22 protein-coding genes are annotated in these 21115 nt (G+C 72.8%); 14 read left to right on the top strand and 8 right to left on the bottom strand.

All coding sequences use genetic code 11. The features are described from left to right. Positions 1-28: 28 nt before the first annotated feature. Positions 29-454, bottom strand: coding sequence for a GNAT family N-acetyltransferase (locus ACWDAS_RS30790; protein WP_450397567.1), 426 nt, complete (start codon positions 452-454; stop codon positions 29-31). Between the two features lie 119 nt (positions 455-573). Here ACWDAS_RS30790 and ACWDAS_RS30795 point away from each other — a divergent pair, with 119 nt between their 5' ends. From ACWDAS_RS30795 to ACWDAS_RS30805, 3 genes are all read left to right on the top strand, one after another. Further along, on the top strand, positions 574-1452 hold the full coding sequence (locus tag ACWDAS_RS30795) for a dihydrodipicolinate synthase family protein (protein ID WP_450397568.1): 879 nt from the start codon (positions 574-576) through the stop codon (positions 1450-1452). Beyond that, a complete protein-coding gene (locus ACWDAS_RS30800) occupies positions 1449-2477 on the top strand; it encodes an aspartate-semialdehyde dehydrogenase (protein WP_450397570.1) in 1029 nt (342 codons plus the stop codon). Before ACWDAS_RS30795 ends, ACWDAS_RS30800 begins: the two co-directional genes overlap by 4 nt. A 113-nt stretch (positions 2478-2590) precedes the next feature. Beyond that, on the top strand, positions 2591-3418 hold the full coding sequence (locus tag ACWDAS_RS30805) for a MerR family transcriptional regulator (RefSeq protein WP_450397572.1): 828 nt from the start codon (positions 2591-2593) through the stop codon (positions 3416-3418). 4 nt (positions 3419-3422) lie between these two features. On the opposite strand, the gene ACWDAS_RS30810 is transcribed toward ACWDAS_RS30805, so the two are convergent. From ACWDAS_RS30810 to ACWDAS_RS30820, 3 genes are read right to left on the bottom strand one after another with little or no spacing between them, the layout of a single operon-like run. Then, on the bottom strand, positions 3423-3971 hold the full coding sequence (locus tag ACWDAS_RS30810) for a DinB family protein (RefSeq protein ID WP_450397574.1): 549 nt from the start codon (positions 3969-3971) through the stop codon (positions 3423-3425). A gap of 55 nt (positions 3972-4026) precedes the next feature. Then, positions 4027-4806, bottom strand: coding sequence for a 2-phosphosulfolactate phosphatase (locus ACWDAS_RS30815; protein ID WP_450397575.1), 780 nt, complete (start codon positions 4804-4806; stop codon positions 4027-4029). 9 nt (positions 4807-4815) lie between these two features. Further along, a complete protein-coding gene (locus ACWDAS_RS30820) occupies positions 4816-5889 on the bottom strand; it encodes a MerR family transcriptional regulator (protein WP_450397576.1) in 1074 nt (357 codons plus the stop codon). A 730-nt stretch (positions 5890-6619) separates the two neighbouring features. Between ACWDAS_RS30820 and ACWDAS_RS30825 the strand changes: the two genes are divergently transcribed. The 3 genes from ACWDAS_RS30825 to ACWDAS_RS30835 all read left to right on the top strand — a co-directional run bounded on the left by ACWDAS_RS30825 (position 6620) and on the right by ACWDAS_RS30835 (position 8256). Next, the gene (locus ACWDAS_RS30825; RefSeq protein WP_450397578.1) at positions 6620-7123 is read left to right on the top strand and encodes a helix-turn-helix domain-containing protein; all 504 of its coding nucleotides are present in this window, start codon (positions 6620-6622) and stop codon (positions 7121-7123) included. A gap of 77 nt (positions 7124-7200) precedes the next feature. After that, positions 7201-7830 (top strand): hypothetical protein, encoded by a 630-nt coding sequence (locus ACWDAS_RS30830; RefSeq protein WP_450397579.1) that lies wholly within the window; start codon positions 7201-7203, stop codon positions 7828-7830. Positions 7831-7917: 87 nt separating this feature from the next. Next, positions 7918-8256 carry a DUF2516 family protein gene (locus ACWDAS_RS30835; RefSeq protein ID WP_450397581.1) on the top strand — a complete coding sequence of 113 codons (339 nt, stop codon included), beginning with the start codon at positions 7918-7920 and terminating at the stop codon, positions 8254-8256. A gap of 103 nt (positions 8257-8359) precedes the next feature. On the opposite strand, the gene ACWDAS_RS30840 is transcribed toward ACWDAS_RS30835, so the two are convergent. The 3 genes from ACWDAS_RS30840 to ACWDAS_RS30850 all read right to left on the bottom strand — a co-directional run bounded on the left by ACWDAS_RS30840 (position 8360) and on the right by ACWDAS_RS30850 (position 12048). Next, the gene (locus tag ACWDAS_RS30840) at positions 8360-9826 is read right to left on the bottom strand and encodes a PP2C family protein-serine/threonine phosphatase (protein ID WP_450397666.1); all 1467 of its coding nucleotides are present in this window, start codon (positions 9824-9826) and stop codon (positions 8360-8362) included. 105 nt (positions 9827-9931) lie between these two features. Then, positions 9932-10960 carry a C40 family peptidase gene (locus ACWDAS_RS30845; protein WP_450397583.1) on the bottom strand — a complete coding sequence of 343 codons (1029 nt, stop codon included), beginning with the start codon at positions 10958-10960 and terminating at the stop codon, positions 9932-9934. A 287-nt stretch (positions 10961-11247) separates the two neighbouring features. Beyond that, the gene (locus ACWDAS_RS30850; RefSeq protein ID WP_450397585.1) at positions 11248-12048 is read right to left on the bottom strand and encodes a class I SAM-dependent methyltransferase; all 801 of its coding nucleotides are present in this window, start codon (positions 12046-12048) and stop codon (positions 11248-11250) included. A 154-nt stretch (positions 12049-12202) separates the two neighbouring features. Between ACWDAS_RS30850 and mshA the strand changes: the two genes are divergently transcribed. Continuing rightward, a complete protein-coding gene (mshA, locus tag ACWDAS_RS30855) occupies positions 12203-13552 on the top strand; it encodes a D-inositol-3-phosphate glycosyltransferase (RefSeq protein WP_450397587.1) in 1350 nt (449 codons plus the stop codon). After that, a complete protein-coding gene (locus ACWDAS_RS30860) occupies positions 13545-14060 on the top strand; it encodes a YbjN domain-containing protein (RefSeq protein ID WP_450397589.1) in 516 nt (171 codons plus the stop codon). Before mshA ends, ACWDAS_RS30860 begins: the two co-directional genes overlap by 8 nt. Before the next feature lie 285 nt (positions 14061-14345). Here the strand turns inward: ACWDAS_RS30860 and ACWDAS_RS30865 are convergent, their stop codons facing one another. Further along, entirely contained in the window at positions 14346-15635 is a 1290-nt protein-coding gene (locus tag ACWDAS_RS30865; RefSeq protein ID WP_450397591.1) for an MDR family MFS transporter, read from the bottom strand. A gap of 107 nt (positions 15636-15742) precedes the next feature. Here ACWDAS_RS30865 and ACWDAS_RS30870 point away from each other — a divergent pair, with 107 nt between their 5' ends. The 6 genes from ACWDAS_RS30870 (at position 15743) to ACWDAS_RS30895 (ending at position 21088) form a co-directional block, all read left to right on the top strand. Then, on the top strand, positions 15743-16504 hold the full coding sequence (locus ACWDAS_RS30870; RefSeq protein ID WP_450397592.1) for a phosphoglyceromutase: 762 nt from the start codon (positions 15743-15745) through the stop codon (positions 16502-16504). Positions 16505-16760: 256 nt separating this feature from the next. Then, the gene (locus ACWDAS_RS30875) at positions 16761-17399 is read left to right on the top strand and encodes an RNA polymerase sigma factor (protein ID WP_450397593.1); all 639 of its coding nucleotides are present in this window, start codon (positions 16761-16763) and stop codon (positions 17397-17399) included. Continuing rightward, positions 17396-18460, top strand: a complete 1065-nt coding sequence (locus ACWDAS_RS30880; protein WP_450397594.1) for a CU044_5270 family protein — start codon at positions 17396-17398, stop codon at positions 18458-18460. Before ACWDAS_RS30875 ends, ACWDAS_RS30880 begins: the two co-directional genes overlap by 4 nt. Before the next feature lie 468 nt (positions 18461-18928). Then, a complete protein-coding gene (locus tag ACWDAS_RS30885; protein WP_450397595.1) occupies positions 18929-19282 on the top strand; it encodes a VOC family protein in 354 nt (117 codons plus the stop codon). 569 nt (positions 19283-19851) lie between these two features. After that, complete coding sequence (locus tag ACWDAS_RS30890; protein ID WP_450397596.1) at positions 19852-20502, top strand: class I SAM-dependent methyltransferase; 651 nt, start codon at positions 19852-19854, stop codon at positions 20500-20502. Positions 20503-20608: 106 nt separating this feature from the next. Beyond that, positions 20609-21088 carry a VOC family protein gene (locus ACWDAS_RS30895; protein ID WP_450397597.1) on the top strand — a complete coding sequence of 160 codons (480 nt, stop codon included), beginning with the start codon at positions 20609-20611 and terminating at the stop codon, positions 21086-21088. The last annotated feature ends 27 nt before the right edge of the window (positions 21089-21115 follow it).

A 21115-nucleotide genomic window follows, 5' to 3' on the forward strand; every position in this document is an offset into this window, starting at 1 on the left:
CGCCGGCCCGGCCGCCCCCGTCCATGCCTCACATCACCAGCGACATCCAGTGCCCCGGCACCTCCAGCGGCTGGAACCCGACCTTCGCGTACACCCCGTGCGCGTCGTGCGTCGCGAGCAGTACGCGCCGCACGCCCAGCGCGGCCAGGTGCTCCCGGGCGGTGGTGGCCAGGGCCGTGGCGAGGCCGCGGCCGCGGGCCGCGGGGGTGACGTAGACGTCGCAGAGCCAGGCGAAGGTGGCGTGGTCCGTGACGACGCGGGCGCAGGCGACCTGGGTGCCGGTTTCCCGGTCGTACGCGCCGAAGTTGAGGGAGGCGGCGATCGCGGCGTCCTGGACGGCGCGGGGGCGGCCGAGGGCCCAGTAGGCGTCGGTGGAGAGCCAGTGGTGGACGAGGGCGGCGTCGACGCGGGCGGGGTCGGCGGAGATCTCGTACTGCTCTTCGACAGTCGTCATGGCCGGAGGCTAGCGGGAGCGGCAGCACCGAGGACCCGCCTTCTGTGCAGAGCTGCTTACGGGTGCGATGAAGGACTATTAACTGGACCTTGAGGGTCGTGTGGCCCACGCTCGATGGCATGGGTATTCACGTACCGCTGATCACGCCCTTCGACGAGGCCGGCCGCGTGGACGCCGGCGCGCTGGTGCGGCTGGCGCACGAGATGGCCGACGGGGGCGCCGCCGGGCTGGTGGCGCTGGGGACGACGGCCGAGGCGGCGACGCTGGACGAGGAGGAGAAGGCGGCGGTCCGGGCGACCGTGGGGCGGGTGTGCCGGGAGCGGGGGCTGCGGTACACCGTGGGCGCCGGCGGGCCCGACACCCGCAAGGCGGTCGAGGAACTCCGCACCCTCGACGCCGGCGCCGACGCCGCGCTCGTGTCGGCGCCGTCGTACGTACGGCCCTCACAGGACGGGGTCGTCGCGCACTTCGAGGCCCTGGCGGCGGTATCCGCCGTGCCATTGATCGTCTACAACGTCCCCTACCGCACGGGGCTCGCCCTCACCGCGGACACGGTGCGCCGGATCGCCGCGATCGACGGAGTCCAGGGCTTCAAGCACGCCGTCGGCGGCATCGACCAGGACACCGTCCTGCTCGTCAAGGACGTGCCGCTCTACGCCGGGGACGACGTCTTCGCGCCCGCGCTGCTCGCCCTGGGGGCCGAGGGGGCGATCGCGGCCTCCGCGCACCTGGCCACCGACCTGTGGGTGAAGCTGGCCCGTCTCCACGATCCGGAACTGGGGCATGCGCTCGCGAGGCTGGCCGCCGCCTGCTTCGCCGAGCCGAACCCCACGGTGATCAAGGCGGTGCTGCACGCCCAGGGACGCATCCCGACCCCCGCCGTACGGCTGCCGCTGCTGCCGGCCGGGCGACCGTCGCTTGAGACGGCCCTCCGGGCGCTCGCCGCGTCGGGGGATACTCGGGACCGTACGTACGCACTGATCGGAGAGACCGGATGAGGATCGGAATCGTCGGAGCCACCGGCCAGGTCGGCGGTGTCATGCGCAAGGTGCTGGCCGAGCGCGACTTCCCGGTGGAGCAGCTGCGGCTGTTCGCTTCGGCCCGCTCGGCGGGACGCACCGTGCCGTGGAAGGACGGCGAGGTCACGGTCGAGGACGCGGCCACCGCGGACTACACCGGTCTCGACATCGTGCTGTTCTCGGCGGGCGGCGCGACCTCCAAGGCCCTGGCGCCCAAGGTCGCCGCGGCGGGCGCGGTCGTGATCGACAACTCCTCCGCCTGGCGGATGGACCCCGAGGTCCCGCTGGTCGTCTCCGAGGTCAACCCGCAGGCGATCGCGGACCGTCCCAAGGGCATCATCGCCAACCCGAACTGCACCACCATGGCCGCCATGCCCGTGCTGCGCCCGCTGCACGAGGAGGCGGGGCTGACCGCGCTGGTCGCCACCACCTACCAGGCGGTCTCCGGCTCCGGTCTGGCCGGCGTCGCCGAGCTCGACGGGCAGGTGCGCAAGGTCGCGGACCGCGCGACCGAGCTGACCTTCGACGGCGCGGCCGTGGAGTTCCCCGAGCCCGCGGTCTACCAGCGGCCCATCGCGTTCAACGTCGTCCCGCTGGCCGGGAAGATCGTCGACGACGGCCGCTTCGAGACCGACGAGGAGCACAAGCTCCGCAACGAGTCCCGCAAGATCCTGGGCATCCCGGAGCTGAAGGTGTCCGGCACCTGCGTCCGCGTGCCCGTCTTCTCCGGGCACTCGCTGCAGGTCAACGCCCGCTTCCAGCGTCCGGTCAGCGTGGAGCGCGCGTACGAGCTGCTGGCGGCGGCCCCCGGAGTGGAGCTGTCGGAGATCCCCACCCCGCAGCAGGCCGCCGGCAAGGACCCCTCCTACGTCGGCCGGATCCGCCAGGACGAGACCGTCGAGCACGGCCTCGCGCTCTTCCTGTCCAACGACAACCTCCGCAAGGGCGCCGCTCTCAACGCCGTCCAGATCGCGGAGCTGGTCGCCGCCGAGCTGCGCGGCTGACGCCGCTCGCCATCGGATGCCCCGGCGCGCACCGCGCACCGGGGCATCCGCCGTTCCCGCTCGACCCCGCGCTTGACCCTCACACCGTGTGAGGCGGTGGACTCGGAGACGTCATGTTCGGAATCGGAGACTTCGCCAGGCACGGCCGCGTGTCGGTCCGCATGCTGCGTCACTACGACGCCATCGGGCTGCTGCGCCCCGACCGTGTCGACCCCGCCAGCGGCTACCGCCACTACGCCGCCGGGCAGCTCGCCCGGCTCAACCGCGTCATCGCCCTCAAGGACCTCGGCTTCACCCTCGACCAGGTGCGGTCGATCCTCGACGAGGAGGTGAGCGCGGAGGAGCTGCGCGGCATGCTGCGGCTGCGCCGCGCCGAGCTCGCGGCGGCGATGGCCGCGGACGCGGCCCGGCTGGCGGGGGTTGAGGCGAGGCTCCGGACGATCGAGAGTGAGGGACGGATGTCCACTGACGACGTGGTGATCAAGCGGGTGCCGCCGGTGCGGCTCGCGGAGCTGACGGCGACCGCGGCCGGGTTCGAGCCGGCGCAGATCGGCCCGGTCATCCAGCCGCTGTACGACGAGCTGTGCCGGCGGCTGGACGCGGCGGGCGTGGTGCCGACCGGGCCGGGGATCGCGTACTACGAGGACGCGCCGGAGGGCGACGGCGCGATCCTCGTGCACGCGGGACTGCAGGTCGCGGTGGAGCCGGACGGCGGGTACGACTTCGCGGTCGTCGACCTGCCGGCCATCGAGAGCGCGGCGACGATCGTCCACCGCGGTTCCATGGACGACGTCCTGCGCAGCGCCCAGGCCCTGGCGCGGGGGATCGACGCCCACGGCCACCGCTCGGCCGGCTACCCCCGCGAGCTGTACCTGGAGTGCGAGGGGCACCCCGACACCTGGGTCACGGAGCTGCAGGAACCGGTGGCCCCGGGGGCCTGACGGGTCAGCCCATCGGCTTCCCCTGCTGCGCCGCCTCCGCGACCAGCTCGAAGGCCGTCCGGCCGTCCAGGGACTCGCGGATGACGTCCGCGTGCCCGGCGTGCCGGGCGGTCTCCTCGATGAGGTGGAGCAGGATCCAGCGGGCGCTGACCTTCATGTCCGGTGGGTTCCACGGGGCGTCCGGCAGCGGCACCACGACCTCCAGGTCGGGCAGCCCGAGAACGGCCTCCTCGGTGTCCCGGCCGATGCGCTCGTACCGGTCGAGCCATCCGGCGAGGGTCTCGCCCTCCAGCAGCCGGAAGCCGTTGACGTAGTCCTCCTCGGTGCCCTTCTTGTCCTCGCGGCCCAGCAGCAGACCCTGCACCCAGGACTCCTCGGTCCTGGCGACGTGCTTGACCAGTCCGGCGAGGTTCATCTCGCTGACGCTCGGCCGCGAGGACGCCTGCTCGTCGGTGAGCCCGAGCACCGCCCGGCGCACCCCGCCGCGCTGCGCCTCCAGGTAGGCCAGCAGTGCGTCCCGCTCGCCCGTCTCGTTCCGTACCACTGTCGGCATCGCGCGCTCCCTTGTCGTAGGTGCCGGTGCCCCGGCGTCCTCTGCGTCTTCGACGTTACGCACCCATGCGGTCAGTTCCTGTCCGCGATGAGAAGGCGCCGTCGGACAGGACCGGGACGGCCGCGGTCGCGTCGATCTCCGTGGCGATGGCGACGTCCTCCGCGAAGCCGCCGCCGGCCAGCTCGCGTCCGGAGGCGCAGGCCGCGACGGCGGCGGCCGGGTCCGGGGTCCCGGTGAAGGCCGCCGCCGCGGTTCGTGCCTCGGGGGACAGCGTGGGGGCGTGCTCGCGCAGCGCGGTGACGACCGCGCCCGCGCCGAGCAGGTCCTCCAGCGCGGGCCGCAGGATACCGTCCGGCCAGCGCTCGCCGGCGGCGATGACCGCCACGGGCCGGTCCGGGGTGCCGTAGCCGTGCCGGGCGAGCCAACCGCCGACGGCGGCCGCGTTGCGCAGGCAGGCGGCGACGATTGTCGCCGCCTGCCCGGCGGCCGCCGCGATCGCGGACCCGTTGGGCGAGGGCAGCACCAGCCGCGGGGTGAACGGCGCCCGCCGCAGCGCGGCCGGGGACAGCGACCACGGTGAGCGCTCGCTGACCTCGCGCCGCCCCACGGCCAGCCGCGCCCCGGCCCGCCGCGCGTACGCCGCCGCCGACGCGTCGCGCCAGGCGTACGGATGCACCGCGGTGCCCGCCTCGACGGCCACCGTCACCGACGTCGTGAACGACAGCACGTCGACGATCACCAGGCAGGCCGCCCCCGCCCCGATCCTGCGGGCGCCTTCCGGGCCCCACTCGAAGCGCACCCCGTGACCCGTCTGCAGAAACCAGTCGTCGCCCATGGGCGACGACTATGCCGCCGCGGACCGCTCCCGTACATCGGCGACCACACAACTGACGTTGTCGGGACCGCCGGCGGCGTTGGCGAGCGCGACCAGCTCGCGGACCGCCTGCCCGGGTGCCGCGCCGGACCCGAGGACCCGGCGCAGCTCGTCGTCCGGGACCACCGTGGACAGGCCGTCCGTGCAGAGCAGATAGCGGTCGCCGGGGCGCGGGTCGTGCAGCCGCAGATCGGGCAGCCGCCCGGCGGGCGGGGTGCCGGCGCCCAACGCCCGTACGAGCAGCGACCGCTGCGGGTGTGAAGCGGCCTCGGCCGCGGTGAGCCGGCCCTCGTCCACCATCGACTGCACCATCGTGTGATCGTGGGTGATCAGGAACAGCCCGCCCCCGCGCAGCAGATACGCCCGCGAGTCGCCGATGTGGACGAGCGCCAGCTGTTCCCCGGTCCACAGCAGCGCGGTGAGGGTGGTGCCCGACTCCGTGAGACCGCGCACGGCCTCATCGGCCCGGTCCAGAGCGCCCTGCAGGACGTCGAGCAGGCCGCCCGCGGCGACGCCGGCGGGGTCGAGTTCCTTCAGCGCGTCGACGGCGGCGGCGCCCGCGGGCGCACCGTCGCCGCCGAAGCCGTCGGCCACCGCCAGCAGCCGGGACCCGGCGTAGGCGGTGTCCTGGTTGCCCTGCCGGACCAGGCCGGCGTCGGAGAGGGCGGCGTAGCGCAGTTCCAGGGGCTGGTTCGCGTCGTTCACGGCGGAGTCCTTCCGGGACAGGTGATCGACGAGGAAGGCGGCCAGATCCCGCCGCGCACCGTGCGCGGCCTCCACCTGCGCCCAGTACGCCCGGATCTCCCGCGCGGCGGCGGGCGCGTCGAGCGCGCACACCTCCCGTATACGGGCCAGCGGCATGCCCAGGCGCCGCAGCCACGCCACGAGCCGGGCCTGCTCCAGCTGGGCGGGGGCGTAGTGGCGGTAGCCGGTCACCGGATCGACCCGCGCGGGCGTCAGCAGCCCCAGCTCGTCGTAGAGCCGCAGCGCCTTCGGCGACAGCCGGGACGCCTTCGCGAACGCCCCGATCGTCAGCGAGTCCATGGCGGGCTCCCTCCCTCGGACCGGGCACGCCGCCCGGTCACGTCGATGCTGTGGCCTGCCCCAAGGTCAAGGTCAACCGGCCGTCAGGGCAAGGGTCACCGGGTGATCGGACGGCAGGCGGGGGCGGCGTCGACGATCCGCGCCGGGGAGGCGCCCGCGAGTCCGGCGGGTGGGTGGAGGACCAGGTCGGCGGCCCGCGGGTGCGGGGTGTCGGCGTCGAAGAGGCAGAGGCAGAGGCAGAGGTAGCGGTCGGCGTCGTCGCCCGCCGGGTCCGCCTCGGTCCGGCGGCGATCCCGACGAGCTCGTCGCGGTCGACGCCGTCCACCCGCGGCCGGTGGGGCCGGGCGGCCTTCCGGGCGGATTCCCCCGTGTCGCGCCACATGTGGTACCCGGTGACGTCGCGGAGCCGGTGGTCGTGGCCGGCCGCCTCGTTGAAGGCGGCGGCGTCCGCGGCGGCGTCCGCGCGTTCCCCGTGTTCGGCCAGGTCCGCGATCCGCTCGATCGCACGGCTGATCTCCGCCTGCCGTGCCGGGCTGACGGGCGGCGGGAGCAGTTCCGGACGCAGGTCCACAGCCGCCTTCCGGCCCCGGCGCCGACAGCCGGCCGGTGCCGCCGTACGGGCGCCCGGTCGGCGCGCACTGGGCCGGGTGGGGGATGTCACATCCCCGTAACGAGACTTTTGCAAGCACCTTGCTTGCAAAAGTTAGCACCGCGCGGCATGCTCGAAGACATGGCTTCACTGAACGTCGGCAACCTCGGTGAGTACCTGCGGGAGCAGCGCCGCAACGCGCAGCTGTCCCTGCGTCAGCTCGCCGACGCCGCAGGGGTGTCCAACCCCTACCTCAGCCAGATCGAGCGCGGGCTGCGCAAGCCCAGCGCCGAGATCCTGCAGCAGCTCGCCAAGGCGCTGCGCATCTCCGCCGAGACCCTGTACGTGCAGGCCGGGATCCTCGACGAGCGGGACCAGGGCGACGGGATGGAGGTACGGACCGCCATCCTGGCCGACACGGCGATCAACGAGAAGCAGAAGCAAGTCCTCCTGCAGATCTACGAGTCGTTCCGCAAGGAGAACGCCGCAGTGGAGGAAGCTCTTGACGAGCAGCCCGCTGCGCCGCGCGAGCACGCGGCGAAGAAGGCGGCGAAGAAGGCTGTCGCCGTACTGAAGCCGAAGACGGCCGGACCGGCTGGACCGGACAGTGGCGGTGGCGGCGACGACGCCGCGGCCGCCGGGTGACCGGCGCACCCCGGTCGCACGGATCCAGCGGACTCACCAGACGTAAACGCCACCATCCTCATACGGGAGAAACCCTCATGGCGATCACCGAAGACATCGTGAAGACCCTCAAGGACCCGACCCCGCTGTACGCGCTGGCCGGGACCGCGGACCTCGCGGCCGAGAAGCTCAAGGAGGTCCCGCCGCTGATCGAGAAGATCCGCGCCGAGGCCCCCGACCGGATCGAGAAGATCCGCGGCACCGACCCGAAGGCCGTGCAGGAGAAGGTGACCGCGCAGGCCAAGGACGCGCAGACCAAGGCGCAGGCCAAGGTCAACGAGCTCTTCGGCACCATCGACACCGACCTGCGCAAGCTGCGCGACTCGGCGCAGGACTTCGCGCTGCAGCAGGTGGGCCGGGCCGCCGAGTACGCGGTCCGCGCCAAGGAGGCGTACGACGGCCTGGCCGAGCGCGGCAAGGGCGCGGTCGCCACCTGGCGCGGCGAGGCCGCCGACCAGGTCGAGGAGATCGCGGTCGCGATCGAGCCGGAGCCCGTCCCGGCGGCGCGGCAGGCGCCCGTCTCGGACATCAAGCCCGCCCCCGCCCCGGCGCCTTCCCCGGCCCCGGCGCAGGACAGTCAGTCCGTGGCGCAGCAGAAGAAGGCCTCCGCGGCCAAGAAGGCCCCCGCGCCCAAGAAGCCCGCGACGCCGGGCAGGCCCGCTTCCTGATCGGCCGGACATCACGAGCCGGGCACGCACGGCGTGCCCGGCTCGTTGTGCCGGTACGGTGGGAGCCGATGACGGAGGTGGACGGCAATGCTGGTTACGGGTTTCCTGGGTGTGCTGGGACTGGTGTCCTGGGCGCTCTTCCTGCTCGCGGTCTTCGCGTTCGTCAACGCCGCGATCCATCGTGAGGATGCCTACCGTGCGGCCGACAAGAACACCAAGGCGTTCTGGCTGATCATCCTCGGCATCTCCGCCGTGGTGATGAAGATCTTCTCGATCATGTCGTTCCTGCCGGTCATCGGCCTGATCGCGGTGATCGTGTACATGGTGGACGTGAGGCCGAAGCTTCGCGAGGTCGCGGGCAAGGGCGGCCCCCGCCGGCGCGGCGGCAGCAGCAGCGACGGGCCGTACGGCCCCTTCAACCGCTGAGGCTCCTCCTCCGACCGCCGAGTCCCCCCCGTCCGGCCGCGGAAGCGGCCCGTTCGGCCGTTGTGCCGGTGCGGGCCGCCCGGCCCCGGGCCGGGGCCGGGGATCAGGCGCCCGACTCCAGCAGCATGAGCGCGACGTCGTCCGTCAGCTCCCCGCCGTTGAGCTCCCGCACCTCCGTCATGGCCGCGTCCAGCAGCTCCTCGCCGGCCAGTCCGGCGCCCAGCTGCCGCCCGACCAGCTCGACCATGCCCTCCTGGCCCAGCCGCTGTGCGCCCGGGCCGACGCGGCCCTCGATGAGCCCGTCGGTGTAGAGCAGCAGGCTCCACGCCTCGCCCAGTTCGAACCGCGCGCCCTCCCAGCAGTCCTTGTCGGGCAGCAGGCCGAGCGCCGGGCCGCCGTGCTGGTACGGCAGGAGCTGCGGCGCCATCCCGGACAGGGACACCAGCGGTGCCGGGTGGCCGGCCAGCCAGAGGTCGGCGGCCCGCCCGTCCGGGGTGATGTCGACCTGGCAGAGGGTCGCGAAGATCTCGTCGTCGGCCCGCTCGTGCTCCAGGACCTGCTGCAGCGTGGTCAGCAGGCCGGCGCCGCACAGCCCGGCGAGGGTCAGCGCGCGCCACGCGATGCGCAGCTCCACGCCGAGGGCGGCCTCGTCCGGGCCGTGGCCGCAGACGTCGCCGATCATCGCGTGCACGGTCCCGTCGGGCGTGCGGACGGTGTCGTAGAAGTCGCCGCCGAGCAGGGCACGGCTGCGGCCGGGCCGGTAGCGGGCGGCGAAACGCAGGTCGGCGCCGTGCAGCAGCGGCGTGGGCAGCAGTCCGCGCTCCAGCCGCGAGTTCTCCTGGGCCAGCAGCCGCGTCTCGGTGAGCTGGCGCTGCGCGACGTCGGCGCGCTTGCGCTCCACGGCGTAGCGGATGGCCCGGGTCAGGTGGGAAGGGTCCAGATCGGCCGGGGTCAGATGGTCCTGGGCCCCGACGCGGACCGCCTCGGCGGCACGCTCGGCGTCGGTGTCGGTGCCCGCGGTGAGCACCAGCACGGCGGTGCGCGGGGCGAGCCGCAGCAGCTGCCGCAGGCCGTCCAGCCCGTCGGAGGCGCCCTCGGCGGCGCGGGCGGTGAGTTCCAGCAGGATGCAGTTGACGTCGTCCCTGAGCAGCCGCTCGGCCTCGGTCAGGTTGCGGGCGCGGCGGATACGGACCCGCGTACCGGAGACGTCCAGCAGGTCGGGGACGGTGAAGGCGCCCGAAGGGTCCTCACCGATGACGAGCAGGGTGAGGGCAGGGGAGATCCGGCCGTCGGCCAGGGGTGTCTCCTGGCGCGGCCCCGGCACGGCGGCGAACTGGTCGGTGCGCCGCTCGGTGGCGGACATCGGCGACATCGGGCAATTCCTTCCCTCCCCCCGAGGGCAACGTCCCGGAGCGGTCGGATCGATCGGATCGTCTGCTCTGCTCCGAGCACACTGAAGGGCGACCATAGCGGTAGCGCCCGGCGGCGGGGGAGGCCCTGCTGGTAAACCGCCCGTGTCATATGCGGTTCTGAGCTGCGGATTTCGGCCGCGAGGGGATGAACCGGGCATGACCAAGGTCACGTTTGATCATGCATGGCGTGGCGACGGTCACAGGGCGGGGGTCACAGGATCCAGGTCACACGGGAGCGGGCCGGCGTCGCCCCGCGGGCCCGGTCATCCGGGGCGTACGACGCCCAGGACCGGCATCGACCCGGCGCCCGCCATCGTGATCCGCCGCCCGGGGCGCGGCGCGTGGACGATGGCGCCGTCACCCACGTAGATGCCGACGTGACTGGCGTCGTCGAAGTAGACGACCAGGTCGCCCGGCCGCATCGCCGACACGGGGACGTGGGGCAGCAGCCGCCACTGCTCCTGCGAGGTGCGCGGGACGCCCACGCCGGCCGCCCGCCAGGCGGCCTGCGTCAGCGCCGAGCAGTCGTAGGCGGCGGGCCCGTTCGCCCCCCATTCATAGGGCTTGCCGATCTGCGCGGTGGCGAAGGCGACGGCGGCGGCGCCCTGCCGGGTGGCGCCGGCGGCGTTGCGGCGCAGTTCGGCGGCGGCGCCGGTCCGCAACCAGGCGACCTGCGCACGGTAGGCGGCCTCGTCCTCCAGCCGTTCCAGCCGGGCCCGCTCCAGTGCCTCCAGCCCGGCCAGCAGGATCTTCGCCCTGGCGAGCCGGGTGGTGATCCTCCGCTTGGCGTCGGCCGCCTTCTTCTGGCCGGCCGTCAGGCGCTCCCAGGCGGCGGTGGCGGAGTGGGCGTAGGCGCCGAGTTCCGCCGTGGTGGTGCGCAGCTCGCCGATCGTGGCGTTCGCGGCCTGCGCTCCCCGGTCGGCGAGGGAGAGTCCGTCGAGGAGGGCTTCCGGGTCGTCACTGAGCAGCAGGTCCAGCCCTGGACCGATCCCGCCGCCCCGGTACTGGGCGCGGGCGAGCGCGCCCGCCTGCGCGGTCAGGGTGCGCAGCCGGGTCTGCTCCCGGTCGATGACGCGGGCGAGCGCGACGATGTCCTCCTGCTGGGCGAGGACCCGTTCGTGCGCGGCGTTGTAGGTGTCGGTGGCGCGTTCGGCCTGCCGGTAGAGGGCGTCGACCTCGGCCCGTACGTCCTGCACGGTGCGGCGCGGGCGCGGCGGATCGGCGTGCGCGGCGGGGGCCGGGGCGGCGAGGAGCAGCAGCGCGGCACAGGTCAGGCAGACCGTACGCTTCATGCGGGCACCTCCGGCGGGCTGATCTGACGGTCCGTCACATAGCTGTGGATGGTGCCACGGGAGGCGTGAATCAGCCAGGGGCGTGGGCCAACGCCTTGCGGGGCGGGGCCGTTCCGTCCCCTGTTTCCGGACCGCGTACCGGACCGCGTGCCGCATCGCCCGGTCGCCGTGCCACGCGGCGGACCCCGGGTGTGGCCCATGCGGCAGAGCGTCAACGCCTGTCGGCCGGCGCCCACTTCGCCTCTCCGCAGCCGGAGTGGGGCGGCGGTCGCCACCGAGCGCGGAGGTCAGCCCGCGGCGGGGGCCAGGGCCTCCCAGCGGACGGTCACTTCGCCCTGGCGCCAGCGGGCCTGGGTGTCCGTGACCGGCCAGCCGCCGGGGCCCGCGAGGCTGCGGACCGCGCGGATCCAGCGTTGCCGGGCGCCGAGGGAGGCGAAGGGCGCGGCGGCCGCCCACGCGCGGTCGAAGTCGGTGAGGAAGGCGTGCACCGGCTCGCCTGGCACATTGCGGTGGATCAGCGCCTTGGGCAGCCGTTCCGCAAGGTCGGAGGGGCGTTCCAGGGAGCCGAGCCGGGTGGCGAAGGTCACGGTGCGCGGGCCCTCGGGGCCGAGCGCCACCCATACGTGGCGGCGGCCGATCTCGTCGCAGGTGCCCTCCACCAGCAGCCCGTCCGGGGCGAGCCGGGCGCGCAGGCGCGTCCACACCTCGGTGACGCGCTCCTCGTCGTACTGGCGCAGCACGTTCGCCGCCCGGATCAGGGCCGGCCTGCGCCCGTCCGGGAGGGGCACCTCGAAGCCCCCGTGTGCGAAGGAGAGCCCCTCGCGGGCGTACGGTTGGGCGGCGGCCACCCGGGCCGGGTCGATCTCGATGCCGACGACCTCGGCGTCCGGGCGGGCGGTGCGGAGGCGTTCGAGCAGTTCCAGGGCCGTCCACGGCGCGGCGCCGTAGCCCAGGTCCACGGCGAGCGGGTCGTCGCTGCGGCGCAGCGCGGGGCCGTGCGCGGCGGCGATCCAGCGGTCCATGCGGCGCAGCCGGTTGGGATTGGTCGTCCCCCGGGTCACCTCTCCGACCGGTCGTGTCGCGCGCATACGCCGAGCCTATGCGAGCCCGCGCGCGCCGGATCCGGGCCGTGGCCTCGGTCACGCTTTGGCAAAGTGGAAATGGATCTCGGCCTTCCGCTGGTTGTCACTGTTCAGGGGTGGCCTCCGCTCGGCCGCCCGTCCGAGAAGTGGAGGACGCGACGTGAGCCAGTACGTGGCGAAGGTCCTGGCCGGGGGTGCGCACCGCCGGCTGCGCCATGCCGTCGGTGGGCGCCGCCCGCGGCGCGTGGCCATGCTCAGCGTGCACACGTCCCCCCTCCACCAGCCGGGCACCGGCGACGCGGGGGGCATGAACGTCTACATCGTCGAGCTGGCCAAGCGGCTCGCCGAGGGCCCCGGCGTCGAGGTCGAGATCTTCACCCGTGCCACGACGGCCGCCCTGCCGCCCACGGTCGAGCTGGCCCCCGGCGTCCTGGTGCGCCACGTCGACGCCGGCCCGTACGAGGGCCTGGCCAAGGAGGACCTCCCCGCGCAGCTGTGCGCCTTCACCCACGGTGTGATGCACGCCGAGGCCAGCCACCGGCAGGGCCACTACGACCTGGTGCACTCGCACTACTGGCTCTCCGGCCACGTCGGCTGGCTCGCCGCCGAACGCTGGGGCGTCCCGCTCGTCCACGCCATGCACACGATGGCCAAGGTCAAGAACGCCGCCCTCGCCGAGGGCGACACCCCCGAGCCCGCGGCCCGGGTGATCGGCGAGACGCAGATCGTCTCCGCCGCCGACCGGCTGATCGCCAACACCGCCGAGGAGTCGGACGAGCTGATCCGGCACTACGAGGCCGACCCGGCCAAGGTCGCCGTCGTGCACCCCGGGGTGAACCTGGACCGCTTCCGGCCGGACGCCCACGGCGGCCGCGCGGGGGCCCGCGCCCGGCTCGGCCTGCCGCAGGACGCGCTGATCCCGCTGTTCGCCGGCCGGATACAGCCCCTCAAGGCGCCGGACATCCTGCTGCGCGCCACGGCGATCCTCCTCGCGGAGGACCCGTCCCTGCGCGACCGCCTGGTCGTCCCGGTCGTCGGCGGGCCGAGCGGCAGCGGCCTGGCCAAGCCCGAGCGCCTGCAGAAGCTCGCCGCCCGGCTCGGCATCTCCGACCTCGTGCGCTTCCAGCCGCCGGTCGCCCAGGACCGGCTCGCGGACTGGTACCGGGCCGCGTCCGTGCTGGTCATGCCCTCGTACAGCGAGTCCTTCGGGCTGGTGGCCATCGAGGCGCAGGCCTGCGGCACGCCCGTCGTGGCGGCGGCGGTCGGCGGACTGCCGGTGGCCGTCAAGGACGGCGAGACCGGTTTCCTCGTCGCGGGCCACGACCCCGCCGACTACGCGCGCGCCCTGCGCCGCTTCGTCGCGCACCCGGAACTCGCCGGCGCCATGGGCGCGGCCGCGGCCCGGCACGCGGAGTGCTTCGGCTGGGACGCGGCGGCCGCCAGGACCGCCGAGGTGTACGCGGGTGCGATGGCGGAACGGCGGCGTCGCCTACGATCGCCGCATGGGTGAGCGGGAGCAGACGGCGGCACGCGCGGCGGTCGAGCAGGCACTGAAGGACGCGGAACTCGACTGGGAGACCGGCGCCTCCGGTGAGTACGTCGTCAAGCTCCCCGGCACGCGGAAGCTCTCCACCACCGTCGCCCTGGCCGTCGGGCGGCACACCCTCACGGTCAACGCCTTCGTCGTGCGCCGCCCCGACGAGAACCACGAGGCCTTCTACCGCTGGCTGCTGGAGCGCAACACCCGGCTGTACGGGGTGGCCTACGCCATCGACGCGCTCGGCGACGTCTACCTGTCCGGCCGTCTGCCGCTGGCCGCGGTCACCCCCGACGAGGTCGACCGGGTGCTGGGCGCCGTCGTGGAGAACGCGGACGGCAGCTTCAACACGCTGCTGGAACTGGGCTTCGCCTCCGCGATCCGCAAGGAGTACGCGTGGCGGACCGCGCGCGGCGAGTCCACGCGCAACCTCGACGCGTTCACCCATCTGATCGGCAAGGCGGACAAGGGCGCAGAGTAGCGGGCGCTCGTCCGGGCTCTCCCGAAGTCTCCCTGGGGTCTTCCCAGGGGATGCCGCTCATAGCGTCCTCGGTGCCCGTCGCACATCTGAATGCTGCTCAGGTACGCGAGAGGCGTCACGACTCGTCCCGTGCAGCGCCACCGTCGGCATCTGCGAGGTCACCGCCTTCGGCCAGATCGACGTCCCCGACCTCACCGGGCCGCTGCACTCGCGGCCGGCCTCGTACGGGAACCCGGCCGTCGCACCGCGCAACCTGTACGAGGCCCAGCGCGGGTGTCCGGCTGATCAGCAGTCCGCCGTCGGCCCCGGCACCCGCGCCGGGGCCGGGGGAACCGCGTCCACCGGCTCCTCCTGGGGCCTGCGCTCCCGCAGCAGCAGCCAGTATCCGGCGCCGGCCACCGTGCCGACCAGGGCACAGGCTCCCCAGACCACGCCGCCGCCCCACCGGTCCAGCGCGACGCCGCCCAGCAGCGGCCCGGCGAAGGACGCCGCGGGCCAGGCGAGGGAGTACATGCCCTGGTAGCGGCCCCGGGCGTGGGCCGGGGAGAGGTCGGCGACCAGCGACATCGAGGCCGGCGCGTGCAGGATCTCGCCGACGGTCCACACCGCCACCGTGAGGGCGTAGAACGCGACCGACCCGGCGAAGGCGGTGAGCCCGAAGCCCCAGCCCATCAGCAGGGTGCCGGCGGTGAGCAGCGCCGCCACGCTCCGCCGCTCGACGAGGCGGGTCAGCGGGATCTGCAGCAGTACGATCAGCAACCCGTTGAGCCCGATGACCAGGCCGTACTCGCTCGCGGTGAAGCCCTGGCGGCCCATGTCGACCGAGAGGGTCGTCGCCCCCTGCTGGGTGACCGTGCCCAGCAGGAAGGTCAGCGCGACGAACGCCATGAAGCGCTGGTCGCGCAGCACGACGCCGAGGCCGACCCGGGAATCCCCGCGCCCCGGGGCGTCCCCGGGGCGCTCGCCGGACGCATCGGGCTCGTGGGCGGGCATCGACTCCGGCACCTTGGCGTAGATCACCAGCGCGCAGAGCAGCGTCATGAACGCGTCGCCGAGGAACAGCCAGAAGTAGCCCTGCGAGGCGATGAGGCCGGCCGCGGCGGAGGAGACCGCGAAGCCGATGTTGATCGCCCAGTAGTTGAGCGAGAACGCCCGCACCCGGTCCGCGGCGGGCACCACGTCCGCCATCATCGCCTGCACCGCCGGCCGCGAGGCGCTGCTCGCCACGCCGATCGCCGTGGCCGCGGCCGCGATCGCCACCTGCCCGTGCACGTACGCCAGCGTCGCCGTGCAGGCCGCGGCGGCCGCCTGCGCCAGCAGCATCGTCGAGCGCCGCCCCACCCGGTCGGTCAGCACCCCGCCCACGACCGCGCCGACGGCGCCGCCGAGGCCGTACAGGGAGGCGACGAGGCCGGCGTAGGTGGCGGAGTACCCCCGGTCCAGCGTGAGGTAGAGCGCGAGGAAGGTGACGACGAAGCCGCCGAGTCGGTTGACCAGCGTGCTGGTCCACAGCCACCAGAAGGTCCTGGGGAGTCCCGACACGGTCTCCCGGACGGCACGTCTGACATCAGGCACGGCGGAGGCTCCTCGCGGCGACATGGGCGTAATAGGTCAGGGTGGCCTGCGCAGATTACAGCCGCCCTCCGGAGGGCACCAAGGGGTTTTCTCTTAGACTCCTTGCCATGGCTGAAGCTCCGTACAAGCTGATCCTCCTCCGCCACGGCGAGAGCGAGTGGAACGCTAAGAACCTCTTCACTGGCTGGGTTGACGTCAACCTCAACGAGAAGGGCGAGAAGGAGGCGGTCCGGGGCGGCGAGCTGCTGAAGGACGCCGGACTCCTCCCCGACGTCGTCCACACCTCCCTCCAGAAGCGCGCGATCCGCACCGCGCAGCTGGCCCTCGAGGCCGCCGACCGGCACTGGATCCCCGTCCACCGCAGCTGGCGCCTCAACGAGCGCCACTACGGCGCCCTCCAGGGCAAGGACAAGGCGCAGACCCTCGCCGAGTTCGGCGAGGAGCAGTTCATGCTCTGGCGCCGCTCCTACGACACCCCGCCGCCGCCGCTCGAGGACGGCAGCGGGTTCTCCCAGAGCGACGACCCGCGCTACGCCTCCATCCCGCCGGAGCTGCGCCCGCGCACCGAGTGCCTGAAGGACGTCGTCGACCGCATGCTGCCGTACTGGTACGACGGCATCGTCCCCGACCTCGTCGCCGGCCGCACCGTCCTGGTCGCCGCCCACGGCAACAGCCTCCGCGCCCTCGTCAAGCACCTCGACGGCATCTCCGACGCCGACATCGCGGGCCTGAACATCCCCACCGGCATCCCGCTCTCCTACGAGCTCGACGCCGACTTCCGCCCCGTCAACCCGGGCGGCCGCTACCTCGACCCCGAGGCGGCCGCGGCGGCGATCGAGGCCGTGAAGAACCAGGGCAAGAAGAAGTAGCCTTTGTGATCATGCCTCCGACCTGCGCTTATGGCGCCGGATCGGGGGCATTTTCGCGGCCTGGCCCCACTGTGGGCCCTCAGTGCCCCGAGTCTTGCGGGCACAGTTCGAGGGGATTGAACGACAAGACCTCCGCTCGACCTGACGCCACCGGAGACGGCGAACGCAATGCGAGAGCCGGCCGCGCAGCCTCATGTCTCCTGACCGTGTGACGCACGCCACGGGAACCTGCCCCGCTGCTTGGACAAAGCTTGACGTGGACTACTCATTGCACACCCGGATACGGGCAGGCGACCCCGAGGCGTTCCGCGAGCTTTTCCGTGACCACGCCCGGCTGGTCCACCGGCACGCGGTGCGCGTAACCGGGGACTGGACCGTCGCCGAGGACATCGTCTCGCTGACCTTCTTGGAGGCGTGGCGGCTGCGTGCCAAGCTGCGGGACGAGGGCGACGGCCCGCGCCCCTGGCTGATGGGCATCGCCGTGAACGTACTGCGCAACACAACCCGCGCTGCGCGCCGCCACCAGCGGGCCCTGCAGCGCCTGCCGGCCAAGGAGACGGTCCCGGACTTCGCCGACGAACTCGTCGGCCGCATCGCCGATGCCGACCAGCTGGCTGCCGCCCAGCGGGTGCTGAAGAAGCTGACCCGGAGCGAGCGCGAGGTCTTCACGCTCTGTGTGTGGTCCGGGCTCGGCTACGCGGAGGCTGCGGCCGTGCTCGGCGTCCCGGTCGGCACCGTGCGCTCGCGCCTGTCCCGCGCCCGCAAACGGCTGAGCAAGCTGGCCGACGAAGAACTGAGAAAACGCAGGGAACCGCTGCTGCGCAACGGACAAGTAGAGGGCGGCCGCACTTCTGCGGCCCGGTCACACGAGTCGTACGAGGAGAGGTCCGAATGATCCGCAAGAGGTCTCGGCGTGAGGAGTCGCTGGACTACGCGGAGCTGGCCCGTTTGCTGCCGGCGCCGGGAGACCCGCACCTGTCGCTCGACCGTCACCTGCTTCTCGAGGAGCACCTGATGAACGAGATCCAGCCCACCGCACCCGCCCCTGCGCCGTCCCGCCGCCCAGCACGCCGTGTCCTGCTGATCGGTGTCCCGGTCACCGCCGCCGCCCTGGCCGGCGCATTCGCCTTCACCTCGCTGACCGGTTCCGGGGGCAGCGACCCGGCCGCGGCCACCCCGCCCCCGGTCGAAGCGCCGGTCGTCCGCATCGAGCCCGGCAGCACAGCCCAGCTCGCCTCCACCGTCGAGCACATCGCCGCCGCCGCCTCGGCCAGCAAGACGCCCGAACCCGGCCCGGGCCAGTACGTCTACATCAAGAGCGAGGTCTCCTACCTCTCCGTTTCGCACACCGACGCAGACGAGTCCAAGACCTTGGTCGAGCCCCTGCACATCCGTGAGGTCTGGAATTCCCCCGACGGCAAGCAGGGCTGGCTGGATGAGCCCGGCTACCAGCCCAAGGGCGGCATCACCATCAACAGCGACGTCGAGCGCAGCTTGAACGCCCCCTCCTACGACTACCTCAAGACGTTGCCCACCGACCCGGACGCCCTGCTGAAGAAGATCTACAAGGAGACCAAGGGCCAGGGGAACTCCCCGGACCAGCAGGCATTCGACACCGTCGGCGACCTGCTCAAGGAGCAGCTCGCACCGGCGAAGCTGAACGCGGCGCTGTACCGGGCCGCGGCCAAGATCCCCGGGGTTGTGGTGGTGGAGCACGCCAAGGACGCCGCGGGACGCGAGGGCATCGCCCTGGCCCATGTCGACCAGCAGAGCGGCGATCGCGCCGAGTGGATCTTCGACCGCAAGACGTACGCCTACCTCGGCAGCCGCGGTGTCCAGGTCAAGCAGGTCGACGACATCAAGCCCGGCACGGTCCGCGAATGCACCGCCGTGCTGGAGCGGGCCGTCGTCGACGCCCAGAAGCACCGCCCCGGCGCGCAAGGTACCGATGCGTGAGAACGCGATCACCCGCTAGGCCGTGCGTAAGTTGCCACGCGATCAGGGCCGGCGCGTCGAGCAGCACTCCCGTCGTCGCGGCTGTCGGTCTCGCGGCGGGATCTCCCGCTGGCGGACCTCCCTTCGAAACGTGGGCGTTGAGCGCGCCGAATGCACCGGCCTCGTTCGCCGTAGATCACGAGCGCGCCGGGATCCGGGCCCTGTCCGGGCCCTCCGGCGACGACCGAGGACGACAGGCAACGGCCAACGACGACCGCCCGGCCCTGGCCAACTGAGGTGTGTACCCCGCTGATCAGGGGTGAAGACCACGCCTGCCAGACCCAGGGCAAGAAGAAGTAAGACGCACTGATCAAGCCTCCTGCCCGCGGTTCTCCCGCGCGTGGGGGGCTTGGCGCCGCTCCGGGGCCGTCTCCGGGCCGTCGCGGCGTCGGCCGGATTCGAGGCCCTCGGTAGGCCTAGACTCGCCGGATGGCCTTGGAATGGGAACAGGTAATCGTTCACTCGGTGGATCCGGTGGCCCTGGGGCAGTGGTGGGCTGAGGCTCTTGGCTGGGTTGTGGTCCATTCCTCTGACGAGGAGTTCGAGATCCGTCCGGAGCCGGATCGTCTGCCGGGATTGGACTTCGTCCGGATCGATGAGAACAAGACGGCCAAGAGCCGGCTGCATCTCGACTTCAGGCCTGACGACCAGGACGCCGAGGTGGCTCGCCTTGAGGCGCTCGGCGCGAAGCGTGTCGACATCGGCCAGGGTGACCAGTCGTGGGTTGTCATGGCGGACCCCGAGGGCAACGAGTTCTGTGTCCTCGGCCAACGGCGTCCCTGAGAACCCCTGAGGGCGCGCTGCAGGACGAGGCCACAGGTTCAAGCCCTGTGGCCTCATCTCTCGGCATCCTCACCGTTCACTGAGCGGAACGGCAGCGACGACGGCTTTCCGCCTGCCGCTCGCCGCAGTTCGGCGGCCAGGCTGACCGTGGATCACCCGAGCCTGCCAAGGTGACGGCCGCCCCGACCTTGACCCCGGCCGATCCGTACTGATCGGCTGGACGCATGGCCATCGACCGCGGCGAGTGCGACAGGTCCATGCCGATCGTCGCGGCACACCTAGCCAAGGCCGAGCGGGCAGCCGACCGGGCCCGCGCCTCACACACCGGACGACCGTACGCAGAAGTGCGCCGGGCGCTCGTTGAAGCTCTGCGAGCCGAGGACGCCCAACGCGTCGTGCCCCAGGCCGTCGAGGAGTTCGCGCGGCAGATCTCCGAACCGCCGATGCGTTCACGAGGAGCGGCAGCGGTGAGTGTCCAACCGCGTGACAAGGGCGACGCCCAGAACCGACCGCGGAATCCGGCGTTCGCCGGGGTCGGTCACGCGGGCGATGGCCTAGGGTCGTTCCCCATGGCCGACCCCCTGCTCCGTCCCGGCTCGACAGCCCGGGCCTACGACGTCGTCGCCGTCCGCTACGCGGAGATGTTCCGCCACTCGCTCGACTCGCTCCCGCTGGACCGCTCGATGCTCGCGGCCTTCGCGGACTCCGTGCGGGCGACCGGCGGCGGAACCGTTGCCGACCTGGGGTGCGGCCCGGGACACATCACCGCGCACCTTCGGGGCCTGGGGCTCGACGCGTTCGGGGTCGACCTGTCGCCCGTGATGATCGGTCTCGCCCGCGAGGCACATCCGGGGCTGCGCTTCGACGTCGGCTCGATGGACGCCCTGGACGACCTGGGCGTCGCCGACGCGGAACTGGGCGGCATCGTGTCCTGGTACTCGGTGATCCACACGCCGCCACGGGAACTGCCCCCGTACTTCGCCGAATTCCGTCGGGTACTGGCCCCGGGCGGCCATCTCCTGCTGGCGTTCTTCGAAGCCGGCGGCGGCCCGGTCGAGCCGTTCGACCACAAGGTGACGACGGCCTACCGGTGGCCCGTCGACGAACTCGCGGCGATGGCGGGGGAGGCCGGGTTCGCCGAGGTCGGCCGGATGCTCCGCGAGCCCCTGCCGGACGAGCGGCAATACCGCAAGGGGCACCTGCTGATGCTCAGGCAGTAGGTGCTCATCGGCGCCCGGGCGAGGTGCCCGCCCCGCGCGCCGATGAGTTTCCGGCGCCGCGCCCGTCCTATGGGTGTGAGCGCCCACGCGTCAGGAGGAGGCAGCGATGAGCACCGACGGATTCACCACGTGCCTGTGGTTCGACGGGCAGGCCGAGGAGGCGGCGAACTACTACGTCTCGGTCTTCAAGAACTCCGCCATCGGCCGGATCGGCCGCTACAACGAGGCGGGCCCCGGCCCCGCGGGCTCCGTGCTGGCCGTCGAGTTCACGGCCAACGGCCAGAAGTTCGTCGCCCTCAACGGCGGCCCGCAGTTCACCTTCGACGAGGCGATCTCGTTCCAGATCCGCTGCGCCGACCAGGCCGAGGTCGACTACTACTGGGACAAGCTCACCGAGGGCGGCGAGGAGGGTCCCTGCGGGTGGCTGAAGGACCGGTTCGGGGTGTCATGGCAGGTGTTCCCCGAGGTGCTGCTCGAGATGATCGCCGACTCCGACCCTGAGAAGGCCAGGCGGGCCACTGAGGCGATGCTGTCCATGAGGAAGATGGACCTCGCAGCCCTGCGGCGCGCGTATGACGGGGAGTGAACCAGGGGGAGCGAACGGCGACGGGGG

The sequence above is a fragment of the Streptomyces sp. NPDC001070 genome (genome assembly GCF_053598835.1).